Raw genomic sequence first — 17,377 nt, 5'->3', positions numbered from 1 at the left:
TCGGGAATTAAATCGACAGCTCTTTCGACAATGTATACATCCGCTGATCGACCGTATGTGTTTTCGTCAACGCTTCGGCAATGTCATGGTCAACGATTTGGTTGTTTTGAATGCCGACGCAACGGCCGCCTTTGCCTTCAAGGAGCAGTTCGACCGCACGGGCGCCGAGGCGGCTTGCGAGCACGCGGTCAAACGCCGTCGGCGATCCGCCGCGCTGCACGTGGCCAAGCACCGTCACGCGCGTCTCAAAGCCGGTCGCCTCTTGAATTTGCCGGCCGAAGTCAACGCCGCTGCCGACTCCTTCAGCCACGATGATGATGCTGTGTTTTTTGCCGCGTTCATGGCCGCGCTTCAAGCGGGCGATGATGTCGTCCATGTCGTAGTCCGCTTCCGGAATCAAAATCGTCTCCGCCCCGCCGGCAAGCCCCGACCATAGCGCAATATCGCCGGCATGGCGGCCCATCACTTCGACGACGTACGTCCGCTCATGCGACGTCGCCGTGTCGCGGATTTTGTCAATGGCGTCAATGACCGTATTGAGCGCTGTGTCAAAACCGATCGTAAAATCGGTGCCTGGAATGTCGTTGTCAATCGTCCCGGGCACGCCGACGCACGGGAAGCCGTGCTCCGTCAATTTTTTCGCCCCTTGGTACGACCCGTCGCCGCCGATGACGACCAGCCCTTCAATACCATGCTTTTTCAGCTGCTCGATCCCCTTTTTCTGTCCTTCTTCCGTCTTAAACTCCGGGCATCGCGCAGTATAAAGGATGGTGCCGCCGCGATGGATGATGTCCCCGACGTCTCCGACTTCCAGCTTTTTGATATTGCCGGCGATCAACCCGGCATACCCGTGGTAGATTCCGTACACTTCCACCCCATGGTAAATCGCTTTGCGGACGACAGCCCGAATGGCCGCATTCATGCCCGGCGAGTCGCCGCCGCTTGTCAACACACCCATCCGTTTCATCATTTCCACCTCATTTGCATCGAATTGCACCTGTCCGACCTCATACGTCTTCTTGAACATCCCTAATGTACCATGAACAACAGCGGAACACAATATAGAAGCGATCGCTGAAACGGCTTACAATAGTGGATTTTTTCACGATAGAACAAAGCTGTCCCGCAGACGGAGACAGCTTTTTCCTTATCTTGCCCGAATCGTTTCCGGCAAAAACGACACTTGGCCCATTTGTTTAAATTTTTCGTAGCGCTGCCGAACGAGCTCTTCGCCGTCAAGCGCCAACAGCTGTTTGAGCGAACGGCGCAGCACGCGGTCAATTTCTTTGGCCTGCTCGTCGGCGTTGCGATGAGCGCCGCCTTTGACTTCTGGAATGATTTCATCGATGACGCCGAGCGCCTTTAAGTCATGAGCGGTGATTTTCATCGTTTCCGCTGCCCGCTGCGCCAATGAGGCGTCTTTCCACAAAATCGCCGCCGCCCCTTCCGGCGAGATGACCGAGTACGTCGAGTTTTCAAGCATATGGATATGATTGCCGACGCCAAGGGCAAGCGCCCCGCCGCTTCCGCCCTCGCCGATGACGATGCAGACGATGGGCACCGTGAGCCCAGCCATTTCAAACAAGTTGCGGGCGATCGCCTCGCTTTGCCCGCGCTCTTCGGCCGCTTTGCCCGGGTAGGCGCCTTTCGTATCGATAAAACAGATGATCGGGCGCGAAAACTTTTCAGCCTGCTTCATGAGCCGCAACGCCTTCCGGTATCCTTCCGGATGCGGCATGCCAAAGTTGCGGCGCAAGTTTTCTTTCGTATCTTTGCCGCGCTGGTGGCCGATGACCGTCACGGGGAGTCCGTCGTATTTGGCGATGCCGCCGACGATCGCCTCGTCATCGCCAAAGCAGCGGTCGCCGTGGCACTCAAGAAAGTTCGTAAACAACCGCTCGATGTAATCGAGCGTCGTCGGCCGCTGCGGATGGCGGGCGATTTGCACGCGGTCCCACGGCGTCAAGTTCGCATAAATCTCGTTTTCCAGCTTGGCGAGACGCGCTTCGAGCTTTTCGATTTCTGCCGATAAATCGACATCGGCCGTTTTCATGAACTCTTTCAACTCTTGAATTTTGCAGCGCAGCTCGACAAGCGGCTTTTCGAATTCTAATTCCGCCACCATCCCTCTTCCCCTCCTTTTTGATGAAGATCCAAGACGACCGCAAGCGTTTCTTTCAGTTCGTGGCGGTGAATGACGGCATCAAGCTGCCCGTGCTTCAGCAAAAACTCCGCCGTCTGGAAATCGTCCGGCAGCTCTTCGCGCACCGTCTGCTCAATGACGCGGCGGCCGGCAAAACCAATGAGCGCCCCCGGCTCGGCAAAGTTATAATCCCCAAGCGACGCGAAGCTCGCCGACACACCGCCGGTCGTTGGGTGGGTCATAACGGAGATGAACAAGCCGCCGTCGTTGCTGAATCGTTTGAGCGCCGCGCTCGTTTTCGCCATTTGCATGAGGCTCAACACTCCTTCCTGCATGCGGGCGCCGCCGGAGGCGGTGAAAATGAGAAACGGCATCTGCTGTTCGCGCGCCCGCTCGACGGCGCGGGTGATTTTTTCGCCGACCACTGAGCCCATGCTGCCCATGCGAAACGATGAATCCATGACGGCAATGACGAGCGGATGGCCGTCAAGCGCCCCTTCGCCGGTGACGACCGCCTCGTTCAGCCCTGACTTGCGCCGGTCTTCTTCCAGTTTTTCTATGTAGCCTGGAAAGCCGAGCGGATTGACCGAGATCATATCGGCGTCATACTCGCGGAAGCTGCCGTCATCAAGAAGGCTTGCAATCCGTTCACGCGCCGGCATCGGATGATGGTAGCCGCAGCTTAGGCAAACGCGCAAGTTTTTGATCAATTCTTTTGTATACATAATTTTCTTGCATTGCGGACATTTCGTCATCACGCCTTCCGGCACTTCATGCCTCGCTTGTTCTGAAGGCAGCGGTGCATACTTTTTCTTTTTCACAAACAAGTCTTTCCACACGAGGGAGCCCCTCCTTTGCGTTTTCGCCTCTCTACTACTTTATCGAAAATGGACATCATTGTTTGTCAAACGATGTCCGCCCGTTTCGACAACGGCGAAGGCCGTTCGCCTCCCAGACGGCGGCAGTCTCCGCTGGATCTTGCCTTTCCAACGCGGCGAGCAGCTGTGCATAAACGGCGTCGGAAAGGGGCGGATCGGGCGCAAACGAAGCGGCAAACCCCGACAGCACCCGCCAAATGCGGGCGAGCAAAACATTGCCAGCCGATTCAGCCGCCGTCTCGAAAAACCGCGCGAAATCAATCGGTTTTTGACGAACGATTTTTTTTAACTCGTTTACATCCTCCGCGCTCCGGCGCCGGCACGCAAGTTCAAGCAGCAGCCGCTCGATGAGCCATTTTGTTTCCGCCAAATCCGCCTTCGCCCGTTCGTTTTCCAACAAAAACATCGCCAACAGGTCGATCAGCTGGTGGCTGCCGACTTCCCGCATATACCTCCCCTCGCCGCGCCGCGTTTCAATCAAGCCGAGAAATTCCAGCGCCCGCAACGCCTCACGCACTGACGAACGCCCGACGCCGAGCCGTTCGGCCAGCTCGCGCTCCGACGGCAGCTTGTCGCCGGGGGCTAGGTTGTCTTCCACCATCATGCGGTGGATGTGTTTCAACGTCTCGGCATACACGTTCTCCTCTTTGATACCATGACCCCTCTCCTTCGCTTCCTTCACTGGTCTGACCACCTAATGGTTATACGATATAACAAAATAATAAAATAGTAAAGTGCGACTTACTTGACGGCTACGCGTCCAGAGCCGAACAAGGAAAGCAATTCATCGACAAGCGGCGCGGTGAGATCGGCCGCATACCGCTCGGGAAGACGGAGAAGCTTTCGCTTCTCTTCGTCGTACAAATACACCGGGGTGCAGCCTTGGTGTCGTTCCAACAGCGGCTTCAGCGCGGCAAGACGCGCCTTGTCTTGGCGGCTGGCGTCGATATACAGCGCCGACGCCGCCAATCGTTCGGCCCGGCGGATGATGAGCTGGCGCCGTCCGTTGCGCATCTCAATCGTTCCGGCAAGCAATGCAAACTGCCCTTCCTTCAATACGCCCGCTGAACGGCGGTAAACGTTCGGGAACGCCACCGCCTCCAATTCTCCGCTCTCATCGCCGACGGTGAAAAACGCCATTTCTTCACCTTGCTTTGTCCTCGTTTTCCGTATGCGGACGACCACTCCCCCGACCACAGTTGACAGATTTTGTACATCGGCCACACACACCGCCCCCGCCGCTTGCAGCAACGGGCGAAGCACCGCTGCTGGGTGCGGGGTGACGGCGAAGCCAAGAAACTCTGTTTCCCGCCTCCGCCGTTCGGACAAAGGCCACGAAGGTGCGGCGGCATATTTCGGTTTTAACGACAGCCCTCCAGCTTGCAGCGCCTGAACCCATTGCGCATGTTCAACCGCAACATCCACGCTGGCAAGGAGCGAAGCCCGATCCGCACCGAACTCGTCAAACGCCCCAACAGAACTGAGCGCCTCGAGCGCCGGGCGCCCGAGCCCTTTTGGAAGCAGGCGGGCGGCGAAATCAAAGAAGTCGGCAAACGGTCCGTTCGCGTTCCTCTCCTCGATAATCAGCTTCGCCGCTTGGCCGACTTGCTTCACCATCGTCAACCCGAGGCGAATGGCACTCCCCTCCACGGAAGAGCGAAAACCGCTTTTGTTGACCGAAGGCGAGAGAACGCGGATGCCTTTTTGCGCCGCTTCCCGATAGTACAATGCCGCTTTTTCCCGATCTCCGGAAGCGCCGTCCAGCATGACCGTGTAAAAACAGAGCGGGTGATGGGCTTTCATATAAGCCATGGCATAAGACAACCGCGCATAGCTGACCGCATGGCTTCGGTTGAAGCCGTAATCGGCAAAACGGGCGATGTGCTGATACAATTGTTCCGCGATTTCTTTCGGATAGCCGTTCGCCTCGCAGCCGGCGACAAACGCCTGGCGCTGCTCATCAAGCAGCGCTTTTTCTTTTTTCGCCACCGCCCGGCGAAGCACGTCCGCTTGTCCGAGCGAAAACCCGGCAAGCTGAGCGGCGATTTGCATAATTTGCTCCTGATAGATCAATACCCCGTATGTCGGCGCTAAAATCGGCGCAAGGTCAGGATGGATGTATTCAATCGGCTCCTCGCCGCGCTTGCGCCGGATGTAAACCGGAATCATTTGCATCGGCCCCGGCCGATACAAAGCATTGACGGCGACCAAATCTTCGAATTCCGACGGTTGCAATTGAACAAGCACTCGCTTCATCCCATTTGATTCCAGCTGAAAAATGCCGTTCGTATCCCCGGCGCCAAGCAGCGCGTACGTTTTTTCATCATCGAGCGGCAGCGTGCGAAGATCAAATGGCTTTCCTGTCTGCCGCTCGATCAAGCGCACGATCTGCTCAATCAATGTGAGCGTGCGCAAACCGAGAAAATCAATTTTCAGCAATCCGAGCGCTTCAAGCGCTCCCATGGCGTATTGCGTCAGCGGCCATTCGCCATGGCTGGGCTGCAGCGGCACGAAGCGAACGAGCGGCTCCGGGCTGATGATGACGCCAGCGGCGTGGATCGACGTATGGCGCGGCAGCCCTTCCAGTTTTTGCGCAACAGCCAGCCACTCTCTCCCTTGCGGAACCGAGTCCACCGCGCGCCGAAAAGCGGCGGACTCGGCATGCCATTGGCGGAGCGTCACACTTTGTTTGTTCGGCAAGAGCGCCGCGACCTGTTCCGCCTCCCGCCCAGGGACGCCAAACGCTTTGGCCGTCTCACGCAGCGCCGCTTTGGCGCCGAACGTGCCGAACGTGATGATTTGCGCGACGCGGTCGCGCCCGTATTGATCCGCGACATAGCGAATCACTTCTTCGCGCCGGTCATCAGGAAAATCCAAGTCAATATCCGGCACCGACGCCCGCTCCGGATTTAAAAACCGTTCAAACAAAAGCCCGTGTTCGATCGGATCGACATCGGTGATTGATAAGGCGTAGGCGACAAGCGACCCGGCCGCCGAACCGCGGCCCGGGCCGGTTAGGATGCCGCGCCGGCGGGCGTAGGCGAGCACATCGGCGACGATCAAAAAATAGTCGCTGAAATGAAGCGACTGAATCACATCCAGCTCATGCGAAAGCCGACGCCAGTAGCGCTCATCGGCCGACGGCACGCGTTGGGCGAGCCCTTGTTCCGATAAGCGGCGCAAATAACGGTCAGCCGTCTCCCCGTCCGGAACGGGGTACGCCGGCAGCCGCCAACCGCCAAACTCGATCTGCAGCTCGCATTGATCGGCGATCGCCAGGCTGTTCTCGAGCGCCTCCGGCAAGTCCGCAAACCGGCGGGCCATCTCCTCTGGCCCCGCCAAATAACGGCCGTTATCGTCCTCAATGTCAGTGAGCAGCGCGCCGCGGCCGATGGCCTGCAAGCAACGCCACGCCACAGCATCGCTGCGCTCTACATAACGGACATCGTTCGTCGCCACGATCGGGACGCCGGTTTCCTCCGCCAGCTGCAACAGCGCGGCTTCATATGGGACTCGCGTTTGCTCGCCGCGCTGAACAGCGACATACAGCCGTCCTGGAAACAACCGTTGGTAGCGGGCGAGCGCCTCTTTCGCCCGCTCCCGTTCCCCAGCGGCCACAAGCGACTCGACGCGTCCCTCGCTTCCAGGAGTGATGGCGATGATGCCGCCGCTTAACCGAAGCAGCGCGGCTTCCTCAATCCGCTTTGCTTCCCCCGTTTGAATCGTTGTGCTAATTTCAAGCAAATGGCGGTATCCCTCTTCGTCAGCGGCCAACAGCACGAGTGGAAACGCCTCATCCCCAAAAAGAGCGACATCGGCCGTCACGCCGACGATCGGGCGAATGCCGTTCCGCCTGCATTCCCGGTAAAACGGAATAGCGCCATACAACACATTCCGATCAGTGAGCGCGAGCACTTGATAGCCAAGCTGTTTCGCCCTCGCTGCAAGCGCCTCCACCGCCGCCGCGCTTTGAAACAAACTGTATCCGCTCAACACATGCAAGTGGACGAACATACTGACCATCCCTCCCTCATCCGTGCGCTTGACGGGCGAAAACTTTTCTTTCGGCTACATACTCCGTCCACCCCATTGATATACATAGATAAGAGAGAAAGAAAGGGCGGGGAAACGCATGAACGAAAAAGCGGCCTTCTTGCCGGCATTTATTCAAAGCTATTTTATCGCCGTCGGCGTGCTGCTTGGCGGCGCCATCATCGGCGCGCTCGGCGCGTTTCTAAGCGGCGGCCAGCCGCTGACGGCCATGTACCGATTTGCCGGCGATTTGCGCATTTGGGCAGTCGTCGCCGCCATCGGCGGGACGTTTGACACGTTTTACGTCGTTGAGCGAGGGCTGTTTTTAGGGGAAACGAAAGACATCGTGCGGCAATTTTTACTCATTTTGTCCGCCATGGGCGGAGCACAGACCGGAGTGGCGATCATTACATGGCTGACGCAGGAGCACATTTCGCCATGAGAATTCCTCCGTATTCCCAATACCCGTCATGGCAGCGTTTTTTCGCCGGCGCGGCGATCGGAGCGCTCATCAGCTGGTTTGTCTTTTTGTATATGTTCGGCGTCTTGCAGGAAAAACAAGTGCGGCACGTCAATGAGCTCAACGAACAGATCGCCGATTTGCAAAACGAAATTCGCATTTGGCAGGAAGACTATATTCATTACAATAAGGAAATGAAAAAAAAGCTGACCGTGCAGGACGTTTCCGTCCATCTCGCCAACGCCGAGCAATATAAACTTGATTCATACACGACGTTTCGCATTGAAGACAGCGTCAAAGAAGATTTGTCCCATTTGATTGCGAAAGATATCGAAACGGTGTATAACAGCCGAGAACTGATTGAGCGGGCCATTGAAAACAAAACGTATACGATCCACGAGAAGACATACCACCTTGAACTTCACACACTTACGATCTTTACTTTGTTGGCCGTCGAAGTCAAACTGACGCCGCTTCCGTAGAGCGCGCCTTGCTGCCCCATTCCGCCGCGGCGGAGTGCCAGACAAGCGCGTCTTGCAGGAAAAGAGGATGTCCCGAAAGCCTTCGGGACGCCTTCTCCTATCAACATGACGCTTCGCTGAAACAACCAATTTTAAAAACCACCCGTTTCCGTCACCGCTCAGCCCGGCAGACCGCTTTCACATCCTCAATCACGCGATCCGCTTCCTCCCAAGAAGCAATGGACGCACCGGCTGCGAGCGGATGGCCACCGCCGCCGTAGCGTTTGGCGACCACATTGATGACCGGCCCTTTGGAACGGAAGCGGACGCGGATTTCTCGTTCTTCCTCAATGAAAAACACCCAGGCGGCAATGCCGTCAATATTGCCGAGCAAACTGACGAGCTGCGACGCCTCAAGCGGGGTGACGCCGTATTCCTCAAGCAGCGACCGCGGCATTTTCACAGCCGCCACCCCTTCCTCGATCATAAAGTTCGACAGCACATAACCGCTTAAGCGGGCGAGCGGCAAGCTCGTCCGATACAATCCGTCGTACAATTCCGTCAGCGAAAAGCCGTACGAAATGAGCTCCCCAGCGTAGCGGAACGTTTTTTCACTTGTGCGTGGAAACAAAAAACGGCCCGTATCGCCGACAATGCCGGCGTAAATGAGGCGCGCCGCCTCCGTGTTCATCGTCAGCCCTTCCTCTTTCCCCGCCAAATAAAACTCATAAATCATCTCGCTTGTCGAACTGGCGGCGGTATCGACCCACATAATGTCGCCATACGGCGTGTCGTTCGGATGATGGTCGATTTTCACCAGCTTCCGCCCGAGCCGATAGCGGCTGTCGCAAATCCGCTCTTCATTAGCGGTATCGCAGACGATCACGAGCGCCTGCGCGTACACCGAATCATCAATGACATCCATGTTCCGCAAAAACGACAGCGACGGATCGTCCGTTCCGACCGCGTACACCTTTTTTTTCGGAAACGACGCCCGAAGCAGCGCCGCCAACCCGCCTTGTGACCCGTACGCGTCCGGGTCCGGGCGCACGTGCCGGTGGATGATGATCGTGTCAAATTCACGAATCGCATCAAGAATTTGTTGATGAACCGATTTCATTCGTTCTTCCCCTTTAGTCGCCTGTCATATTCAACCGCTGGCATTTTTCCCTGCTTCTATGTACAATGGAAAAAGAAATGAACAACGGAGGGACTCAACCATGCCAGCCCTGGTTATTTTCATTATATTTTCCTTTTCGTTTTACGTCTATTATAAAATCCGCTACGTCCGCTCCCAACGTCCGATGGAACGCCGCTTTCTCTCGGCGAAATCGAGCATGGCGCTCGGACTGTTCGTTGCCTTGTTCGGGATCAACCAATTGTTTTTGTATCACACAACCGTGACCTATATCATCTGCGCTATTTTTATCGTCCTAGGCTTCGGGAGCGTTTGGGCCGGCTACCGCGCCTACCGCTTCTATCTGCCGCAGGCGGTCGAAGAGGCAAAGCAAGCGGCCAAACAAGGGTGATGCCGTTTGGCGCATGCGCCGGCCAACGAGAAAGGAAAAGGATGTTCCAATAAGGAAGCGGACATCCTTTTTTCCTTTGCCGTTTATCGGTCGATCAGCTGGCACATCATCATTGCTTTGCCGACAAGATCGCCTTCGTTATACACTTCGACATCCACTTTCCCGAACTTGCGCCCGAGCTCTAAAAGCTTTGCCCGCACGTCGACCGTGCTGTCGATTTGCACCGGCTTGATGAAGTAAATAGTAATATTTTCCATCACCAAATCGCCTCGTTTGTACGCACGAAGCATCCGCGCCGCCGCCTCGGTGACGATCGTCGCAAACACGCCGTACGAGAGCGTCCCTAAATAGTTCGTCATTTGCGGGGTGATTGTGCAGCGAAACAGCGTTTCTTTGTCGCCTGACTCACGAAACTGGGCGGTGATGAGATCGTCGATCGTCTCCCCGACTTGCGGCTGGCGCTGCGCCATTTGCAGCGCTTTTAACACATCTTGGCGGCTGATGATTCCTTGCAACCGGTTATAGTCATCCACCACCGGGAGAAGCTCAATTCCTTCCCATACCATAATATGAGAAGCAAACGCCACTGACGTTTTTCCGTTCACCGTAATCGGCTGCTTCGTCATCACCTTTTCGATCGGCAGCTGACGGTCGACATCGAGCACGTCTTTTGCCGTCACAATCCCTTGCACTTTCAGCTCATCATCGACGACCGGGAACCGGCTATGGCGCGTCTCTTTGTTCAACGCATACCACCGCTCAATCGGATCATTGACGCGCAAGTACGCTGTTTTGTCAAGCGGAATGAGAATATCCTCGACCAACACAATTTCTTTTTTGATGAGCTGGTCGTAAATTGCCCGGTTGATCATCGTCGCGACCGTAAACGTGTCATAGCTCGTCGAAATGATCGGCAGCTGCCGATCATCGGCGAGCTTTTTCACGTGATCGGCCGTGTCAAACCCGCCGGTGATGAGCACGGCCGCCCCCGCCTGAAGCGCGAGCTCGTGCGCCTTCGTCCGGTTGCCGACGATCAATAAATCCCCTGCGCCCGTATAGCGCATCATCGCCTCCAGCTGCATCGCGCCGATGACAAAGCGATTGAGCGTCTTATGCAGCCCTTCACGTCCGCCAAGCACTTGGCCGTCGACGATGTTGACGACTTCGGCGTAGGTGAGCTTCTCAATGTTCTCTTTCCGCTTCTTCTCGATCCGAATCGTGCCGACGCGCTCAATCGTGCTCACATACCCTTTGTTCTCAGCGTCCTTGATCGCCCTGTACGCCGTCCCTTCGCTCACGCCCATTTCCTTCGCAATCTGCCGAACGGAAATTTTTTCGCCGATCGGCAGCCGGTGGATGTATTCCAAAATTTGTTCGTGTTTTGTCGCCAACGATTCTTCACCCTTTACGCGTTGTTACTTTCTATTATAGCGACGGAGGCGGCGGGGGTTCAACGGGGGGCGGCACGGACAGTGGAGAGCTGTGCAGGGCAGCTGCAATACGAATTACAGCTCGATGCTTTCCCCCGGTTTCAACGCACGGCCGACGCCCGGCGGAAGGAGCGAGACGAACCGCTCTGGGTCTTGGGCAATCGGCGGGAACGTGTTGTAATGGATCGGTACAACAAGTTTTGCCCCGAGCCACTCGGCGGCAACCGCCGCGTCTTCCGGCCCCATCGTGAAGCTGTCGCCGATCGGCAGGAAGGCAACGTCAATGGAATGGCGCTCGCCGATCAGCTTCATGTCGGAAAACAGCCCGGTGTCGCCGGCATGATAGATCGTTTTGCCTTCAGCCGTGAACAAAATGCCGGTCGGCATGCCTAAATAAATAATTTGCTTGTCGTCGGTCACAAACCCAGAGCTGTGAAACGCCTGCGTGAACTTGACGGTGCCAAAGTCAAATTCGCGCGCGCCGCCGATGTTCATGCCAAACGTATCGACGCCTTGCCAGCTTAAATACGTCGCCAGCTCAAATGTGGCCACGACAAGGGCGTTGTTCCGCTTGGCGATCTCGACCGCATCGCCGACATGATCCCCGTGCCCGTGCGTCAACAAGATGACATCTGCCTTCACATCCGCTGCGTTCAAATCGGTCGTCGCATTGCCGGTGATGAACGGATCGATCAAAATCGTTTTTCCGTTCGTCTCAATGCGGACGACCGAATGGCCATGGTAACTGATTTTCATCGTGACATCTCTCCTTTCCATATACACATGATTCGCCGCCGCCTGCCTATTTCCTTCTTTTCCCGCTTGACCATTTACAATTGGCCCGTTTCTTGGTACGCTCAAAATGAACCATCGCGAAAAAAGGAAGGAAGGGAACGATGAACCAACGGCTGGATGCTTTTTCATCATGGCTTCAACATCATGATGATTCATTTGCCTTCATCACGTCAAGCGCGAACGTTTTTTATTTGAGCGGATTTTGGTGCGACCCACACGAACGACTGCTGGCGCTTTTGGTCTTCCCTGACGGCGAACCGGCGCTCGTCTGCCCGCAAATGGAAGTCCCACGCGCCCGCCGAAGCGGCTTTGGGTGTACAGTGATCGGCTACGACGACAGCACCGACCCATGGGAAGAGATCCGGCGCCATCTCGAAGCGCGCGGCGCAAAACCCGGCTTGATTGCCATCGAGAAACACCATTTGTCGTTCGCCCGTTTCGAACGGCTCTCGGGGTTGTTTCCAAACGCCAAGTGGCATGACGCCGAAGAAAAGCTGCGCCAGCTTCGCCTGATCAAGGATGAGCAGGAAATGAAGGTGTTGCGCCAAGCAGCCGAACTCGCCGACAAAGCGATCGAAATCGGCGTATCGGCCATCCGCCCGGGCGTGACGGAGCTCGAACTTGTCGCCGTTATTGAATATGAGCTGAAAAAACTCGGCGTTGAAGGGATGTCGTTTCCAACGACCGTGCTCACGGGCGCAAAATCAGCCGATCCGCACGGCGCGCCGGGAACGGCGGCGGTCGCACCAGGCGATTTCGTGCTGTTCGATTTGGGCGTCATCGTTGATGGGTATTGCTCCGACATTACCCGCACCGTCGTCTGTCAGACGGCAAGCGACGAACAGCGGCTCATTTACGATACCGTCCGGCGCGCCCAGCAGTCGGCAATCGATGCCTGCCGCCCGCAAACCGCGATGGGCGAGATCGACCGCGCCGCCCGAAACGTCATCGAACAAGCCGGCTACGGCCCGTTTTTCACCCACCGCGTCGGGCACGGCTTAGGGATCGAGATCCACGAATACCCATCGCTTCATGGCGCCAACAACGAACCGCTCGCCCCCGGCATGGTGTTTACAATCGAACCAGGCATTTACGTCCCATCCATCGGCGGCGTGCGCATTGAAGACGACGTCGCGGTCACGAATGATGGCGTCGAAGTGCTGACATCGTTTTCAAAGGAATTGCTCGTTGTGTAACGGCGCGAAACGCTAGGGGACATCAGCGTGTTTGCCGCTAAAGACGAAAGAAAGGTCGTTGGCAAAGGCTATCGCGAATAAGCGCATCCAAAAAGCTGTCCACCGGCTCTATCCCAAGACCGGATTGGACAGCTTTGTTTGGTTGATGACATCAAGGCGTCTCAATCCTCATCTTTTCATCCTTGCAGCAACGAATGAACATCCGTATACGGCATGTTGTGCGCCGCCGCGACCGCTTCGTACACGATGTGCCCGTCGAGCGTGTTGATCCCTTTTAACAGCGCCGGGTTGTCGAGGCAGGCGGCGCGGTAGCCTTTGTTGGCGATTTGCAGGGCGTATGGGATCGTGACGTTCGTAAGCGCGAATGTCGACGTGCGCGGCACCGCGCCCGGCATGTTCGCGACGGCGTAATGGACGACGCCGTGTTTGACGTATGTCGGATCGTCGTGCGTCGTGACGCGGTCGGTCGTTTCGAAAATGCCGCCTTGGTCAATGGCGACGTCGACCAACACCGAGCCTGGCGTCATCGAGCGCACCATCTCTTCCGTCACCAGTTTCGGCGCTTTCGCCCCCGGGATCAAGACGGCGCCGACGACCAAATCCGATTCCCGCACGCATTCGGCGATATGGTACGAGTTGGACATCAACGTCGTCACTTGGTCGCCGAACAAATCATCCAGCTCGCGCAGCCGCTCGGCGTTAATGTCCAAAATCGTCACATCCGCTCCGAGGCCGACCGCGATTTTCGCCGCGTTCGTCCCCGCTGTGCCGCCGCCGATGATCGTCACTTTGCCGCGCCGCACCCCAGGGACACCGCCAAGCAAAATGCCTTTCCCGCCGTGCGGCTTCTCGAGAAACTGGGCGCCGACTTGCACCGACATGCGGCCGGCGACTTCACTCATCGGCGTCAACAGCGGCAGCGAGCCGTTCTCAAGCTGCACCGTCTCGTAAGCGATGCCGACCACTTTTTGCTCGACGAGCGCTTTCGTAAGCGCCTCAGCCGCCGCCAAATGCAAATACGTAAACAAAATCAATCCGGGGCGAAAATAGCGGAACTCCTCAGGCAACGGTTCTTTCACTTTCAACACCATCTCCGCCGCCCAAGCGTCTTCCGCGTTTGGCACGATTACTGCCCCGGCTTTTTCATATTCAGCGTCAGAAAACCCTGACCCAGCGCCGGCTTTCGTCTCCACATACACGTCATGCCCCGCTTTGACGAGCGTCATCACGCCAGGCGGGGTGATGGCGACGCGGTTTTCATTGTTTTTGATTTCTTTTGGAATGCCAATTTTCATGGCCGCTTTTCCTCCTTTTTCCTTTCCGTTCTTCCCTTATTGTTCCCTGTTCAACCGGAAAGCAATCAGAAAAGCGGCTGAAGATTCTACTGAAAAAAATGGCGGTAGATGACGTTCTCGCCGCCGGTGATGTCAATGACGGCGCCGGTGATGAAATCCGAATCGTCCTCGCATAAAAACGCGATCACGCGGGCGATATCTTCGCCAGTTCCCGGACGCCCGACCGGCGTTTCCGCATCCCGCCTGGCGCGTGCATCGGCGATCCCCGCCTCTTTCATGGCGCCGACAATGTTGCCTGGGCACACCATATTGGCGGTGATGCCATATTCCGCCTCTTCCAAGGCGATCGTTTTCGTCAGCGATACAAGCCCCACTTTCGCCGCCCCGAACGCCGAACGGTGCACCCAGCCTGGGGCATCCGCCGCTCCTTGAAACCCGTACGTAATGATGCGGCCAAACCGCTGCTTTCGCATAATCGGGATCGTCCGCCTTACTAAATGAAACACCGCGCTCAAATTGCCTTCGATCATTTCGTACCATTCTTCTTCCGTATAATCGGCCAGCTTTTTCCGCTCGAAAATGTACGGCCCGGCGTTGTTAATGAGGCAGTCAACGCGGCCGAACCGCTCCATGGCGGCGTCCACAAGCGCCGCCAAATCGTCTTTGTTCGTCACATCGCCGCGCACAAACTGGAGGCGGTCAGCGGCGCCGCGGTACTTCTCCGCAAGCGAGCGCACCGCCTGTTCATCGCTCCGGTAGTTCACCGTCACAGAGTAGCCTTTATCAAGCAGCAGCTCGGTCACTTTTCTCCCCAATCCTTTCGCTCCGGCCGTAATCAACGCATGCCGCACCGTTTCCCCTCCTTCTCGTCATTCGTTGTCTTCATTTTTACTTTACTACAAACCGGAGCGAATACAAAAAAAGAACCATAGCTCGTTGGCGCTATGGCTATTCGCCGGCTTCGCGGCGCGGGTCGTAATATGATTCATCCTTGTCAACAATGCCGCTCTCATACGATTCAGCAATTTGCTCGGTGATCGTCCGCACTTCCTCCTCGTCGTACTGCCAGTCGTTATACCGCTTTTCCATTGTTTTTCCTCCCTTGTTCATAAAATCTCAATATATGGCCTAGTTTCCCGTCAAAGGGCGATGGGTATACCATATATAGAGATAGCATTTTTAACCAAAAGGAGGGGAGAACATGACCATGACCTACCAAACGATCGTCGTCGCCGTCGATGGGTCGAAAGAAGCGGAATGGGCGTTGAAAAAAGCGATCCAAATCGCCAAGCGAAACGGAGCGAAACTCATTTTGTCCCACATCATCGATTTGCGCGGGTTCACAACCGTTGAAGCGCACGACTACGCTCTCGCCGAACGGTCGGAGCAATATGCGAACGAACTTCTTGAACGGTATAAAAACGAAGCCCTCGCCGCCGGGCTCGATGATGTGGACATCGCGGTCGAATTCGGCTCGCCGAAAGTGAAAATCGCCAAAGACGTCGCTCCGAAATACAAAGCCGATCTCATCGTTTGCGGGGCGACCGGTTTAAACGCTGTCGAACGGCTCTTGATCGGCAGCGTCTCGGAAAACATCGTCCGCCACGCAAAATGCGACGTGCTTGTGGTCAGGACGCCGAAAGCGTGATGCGGCGGCAGAATGACCGCTGATTCCATTTCCAAACTCGCATCCACCTGTTTGCCCCTTTCACGCCAAAAAAAGAACACCCCGTCGTTACGGGGTGCCAAGCAACTGTTTCGCCTTCGTCAGCGCCGCGCGCACTTCGGCAAAACCGGTGCCGCCGGCGCTGTTGCGGCGGTTGACGGCCGTGCGCGGATTCAAGGCGTTGTAAATGTCTTCGGCAAAGAGCGGCGACGCTTCTTTATATACGTCAAGCGGCAAGTCGGCCAAAAAGACGCCTTTTTCAATGCACAACAGCACGAGCTTGCCGACGATTTCGTGCGCTTCGCGGAACGGGACGCCTTTCGCGGCCAAGTAGTCGGCGAGCTCGGTCGCGTTCGAAAAGTCCTGCTTCGTCGCCCGCTCCATTACATCAGCACGAACGTTCATCGTCTCGATCATGCCGGTGAAAATTTTCAACGAACCGACGACCGTCTTCACCGTATCGAACATGCCTTCTTTATCTTCTTGCATGTCTTTGTTGTAGGCAAGCGGCAATCCTTTCATCACCGTCAACAACGCCATCAAGTGCCCGTACACCCGGCCGGTTTTGCCGCGGATGAGCTCGGCCATGTCCGGGTTTTTCTTTTGCGGCATGATGCTGCTGCCGGTCGCGAACGCATCGTCAAGCTCAATGAACTGGAACTCTTGGCTGGACCAAAGGATGAGCTCTTCGGCGAGCCGCGATAAGTGCATCATAAGCATCGAGCTGTTGCTCAAAAATTCGATGATGAAGTCGCGGTCGCTCACCGCGTCCAAGCTGTTTTCGTAAATATCGGCAAAGCCCAAAAGCTCCGCCGTCCGCTTCCGGTCGATCGGAAACGTCGTCCCGGCGAGCGCCCCGGCGCCGAGCGGCGACTTGTTGATCCGCTTTTGCGACTCGGAAAACCGCTCATAGTCGCGCTCCAACATCCAAAAATAGGCGAGCAGATGATGGGCGAACGAAATCGGCTGCGCCCGCTGCAAATGCGTATACCCCGGCATGATCGTTTCGACATGCTTCTCCGCTTGCTTGATGAGCGCCCGCTGCAGCCCGCGGATGAGGCCGAGAATCTCGGTGACGCGCTTATGCAAATACAAATGCATATCGGTCGCGACCTGGTCGTTTCGGCTTCTTCCGGTGTGCAGCTTGCCCCCAACCGGGCCGATTTCGTCAATCAACATTTTTTCAATGTTTAAATGAATGTCTTCATACGCAATGGAAAATTCGAGTTCCCCTTGCTTCGCCTTTTCCAACAGGCGGATCAGTCCGCCTTTGATCTTCTCGACGTCTTCCGCCGGCAAAATGCCGCACTCGCCGAGCATCGTCACATGGGCGAGGCTGCCTTCGATGTCCTCTTCCACGAGCTCTTGGTCGAACGGGATCGACGCGCCAAACTCGTCGACCCATTCTTCCGCTGTTTTCGTAAACCGTCCTCCCCAAAGCTTTTTCACGAATCTCGCCGCAGAGGAATGCGACTTCCTCCTTTCCCTTTAT

The 17,377-nt window shown here is 56.3% G+C and carries 16 protein-coding genes and 1 pseudogene; 5 read left to right on the top strand and 12 right to left on the bottom strand.

Going from position 1 to position 17,377, the window contains the following annotated elements; genetic code table 11:
* Positions 1-7: 7 nt before the first annotated feature.
* The 5 genes and pseudogenes from pfkA to dnaE form a co-directional block, all read right to left on the bottom strand.
* Positions 8-967: a 6-phosphofructokinase gene (gene pfkA / locus BJQ97_RS03990; protein WP_160157532.1), complete on the bottom strand. Its 960-nt coding sequence runs from the start codon at positions 965-967 to the stop codon at positions 8-10.
* 180 nt (positions 968-1,147) lie between these two features.
* Positions 1,148-2,125 (bottom strand): acetyl-CoA carboxylase carboxyl transferase subunit alpha, encoded by a 978-nt coding sequence (accA, locus tag BJQ97_RS03985; RefSeq protein ID WP_160155589.1) that lies wholly within the window; start codon positions 2,123-2,125, stop codon positions 1,148-1,150.
* On the bottom strand, positions 2,110-2,982 hold the full coding sequence (accD, locus tag BJQ97_RS03980; protein WP_011232216.1) for an acetyl-CoA carboxylase, carboxyltransferase subunit beta: 873 nt from the start codon (positions 2,980-2,982) through the stop codon (positions 2,110-2,112). The genes accA and accD overlap by 16 nt, the downstream gene beginning before the upstream one ends.
* 39 nt (positions 2,983-3,021) lie before the next feature.
* A pseudogene (locus BJQ97_RS03975) lies at positions 3,022-3,703 on the bottom strand (FadR/GntR family transcriptional regulator).
* A 59-nt stretch (positions 3,704-3,762) separates the two neighbouring features.
* The gene (dnaE, locus tag BJQ97_RS03970) at positions 3,763-7,035 is read right to left on the bottom strand and encodes a DNA polymerase III subunit alpha (protein ID WP_160155588.1); all 3,273 of its coding nucleotides are present in this window, start codon (positions 7,033-7,035) and stop codon (positions 3,763-3,765) included.
* 118 nt (positions 7,036-7,153) lie between these two features.
* Here dnaE and ytrH point away from each other — a divergent pair, with 118 nt between their 5' ends.
* Entirely contained in the window at positions 7,154-7,495 is a 342-nt protein-coding gene (gene ytrH, locus BJQ97_RS03965; protein ID WP_011232219.1) for a sporulation membrane protein YtrH, read from the top strand.
* Positions 7,492-7,995 (top strand): sporulation membrane protein YtrI, encoded by a 504-nt coding sequence (ytrI, locus tag BJQ97_RS03960; protein ID WP_160155587.1) that lies wholly within the window; start codon positions 7,492-7,494, stop codon positions 7,993-7,995. Before ytrH ends, ytrI begins: the two co-directional genes overlap by 4 nt.
* A 151-nt stretch (positions 7,996-8,146) precedes the next feature.
* Here the strand turns inward: ytrI and BJQ97_RS03955 are convergent, their stop codons facing one another.
* On the bottom strand, positions 8,147-9,094 hold the full coding sequence (locus tag BJQ97_RS03955) for a DHH family phosphoesterase (RefSeq protein ID WP_160155586.1): 948 nt from the start codon (positions 9,092-9,094) through the stop codon (positions 8,147-8,149).
* A gap of 100 nt (positions 9,095-9,194) precedes the next feature.
* Between BJQ97_RS03955 and BJQ97_RS03950 the strand changes: the two genes are divergently transcribed.
* Positions 9,195-9,503 carry a YtpI family protein gene (locus BJQ97_RS03950; RefSeq protein WP_160155585.1) on the top strand — a complete coding sequence of 103 codons (309 nt, stop codon included), beginning with the start codon at positions 9,195-9,197 and terminating at the stop codon, positions 9,501-9,503.
* Positions 9,504-9,586: 83 nt separating this feature from the next.
* Here the strand turns inward: BJQ97_RS03950 and BJQ97_RS03945 are convergent, their stop codons facing one another.
* On the bottom strand, positions 9,587-10,894 hold the full coding sequence (locus BJQ97_RS03945) for a CBS domain-containing protein (protein WP_160155584.1): 1,308 nt from the start codon (positions 10,892-10,894) through the stop codon (positions 9,587-9,589).
* Positions 10,895-11,008: 114 nt separating this feature from the next.
* On the bottom strand, positions 11,009-11,689 hold the full coding sequence (locus tag BJQ97_RS03940; protein ID WP_160155583.1) for a metal-dependent hydrolase: 681 nt from the start codon (positions 11,687-11,689) through the stop codon (positions 11,009-11,011).
* Positions 11,690-11,829: 140 nt separating this feature from the next.
* On the opposite strand from BJQ97_RS03940, the gene BJQ97_RS03935 reads away from it, so the two are divergent.
* Complete coding sequence (locus tag BJQ97_RS03935; protein ID WP_160155582.1) at positions 11,830-12,924, top strand: M24 family metallopeptidase; 1,095 nt, start codon at positions 11,830-11,832, stop codon at positions 12,922-12,924.
* A 176-nt stretch (positions 12,925-13,100) separates the two neighbouring features.
* Here the strand turns inward: BJQ97_RS03935 and ald are convergent, their stop codons facing one another.
* The 3 genes from ald to BJQ97_RS17300 all read right to left on the bottom strand — a co-directional run bounded on the left by ald (position 13,101) and on the right by BJQ97_RS17300 (position 15,308).
* Positions 13,101-14,219 (bottom strand): alanine dehydrogenase, encoded by a 1,119-nt coding sequence (ald, locus tag BJQ97_RS03930; protein ID WP_160155581.1) that lies wholly within the window; start codon positions 14,217-14,219, stop codon positions 13,101-13,103.
* 86 nt (positions 14,220-14,305) lie between these two features.
* On the bottom strand, positions 14,306-15,070 hold the full coding sequence (locus BJQ97_RS03925) for an SDR family oxidoreductase (RefSeq protein ID WP_160155580.1): 765 nt from the start codon (positions 15,068-15,070) through the stop codon (positions 14,306-14,308).
* A 97-nt stretch (positions 15,071-15,167) separates the two neighbouring features.
* Complete coding sequence (locus BJQ97_RS17300; protein WP_201451657.1) at positions 15,168-15,308, bottom strand: hypothetical protein; 141 nt, start codon at positions 15,306-15,308, stop codon at positions 15,168-15,170.
* 112 nt (positions 15,309-15,420) lie between these two features.
* On the opposite strand from BJQ97_RS17300, the gene BJQ97_RS03920 reads away from it, so the two are divergent.
* The gene (locus tag BJQ97_RS03920) at positions 15,421-15,867 is read left to right on the top strand and encodes a universal stress protein (protein WP_160155579.1); all 447 of its coding nucleotides are present in this window, start codon (positions 15,421-15,423) and stop codon (positions 15,865-15,867) included.
* Between the two features lie 87 nt (positions 15,868-15,954).
* On the opposite strand, the gene argH is transcribed toward BJQ97_RS03920, so the two are convergent.
* Complete coding sequence (argH, locus tag BJQ97_RS03915) at positions 15,955-17,334, bottom strand: argininosuccinate lyase (RefSeq protein ID WP_160155578.1); 1,380 nt, start codon at positions 17,332-17,334, stop codon at positions 15,955-15,957.
* Positions 17,335-17,377: the final 43 nt, after the last annotated feature.

This window comes from Geobacillus sp. TFV-3, from assembly GCF_009901865.1.
GTDB lineage: Bacteria > Bacillota > Bacilli > Bacillales > Anoxybacillaceae > Geobacillus > Geobacillus thermoleovorans_A.
The sequence above is the reverse complement of the archived record's forward strand: the minus strand, read 5'-3'. Positions and strand labels throughout refer to the sequence as shown.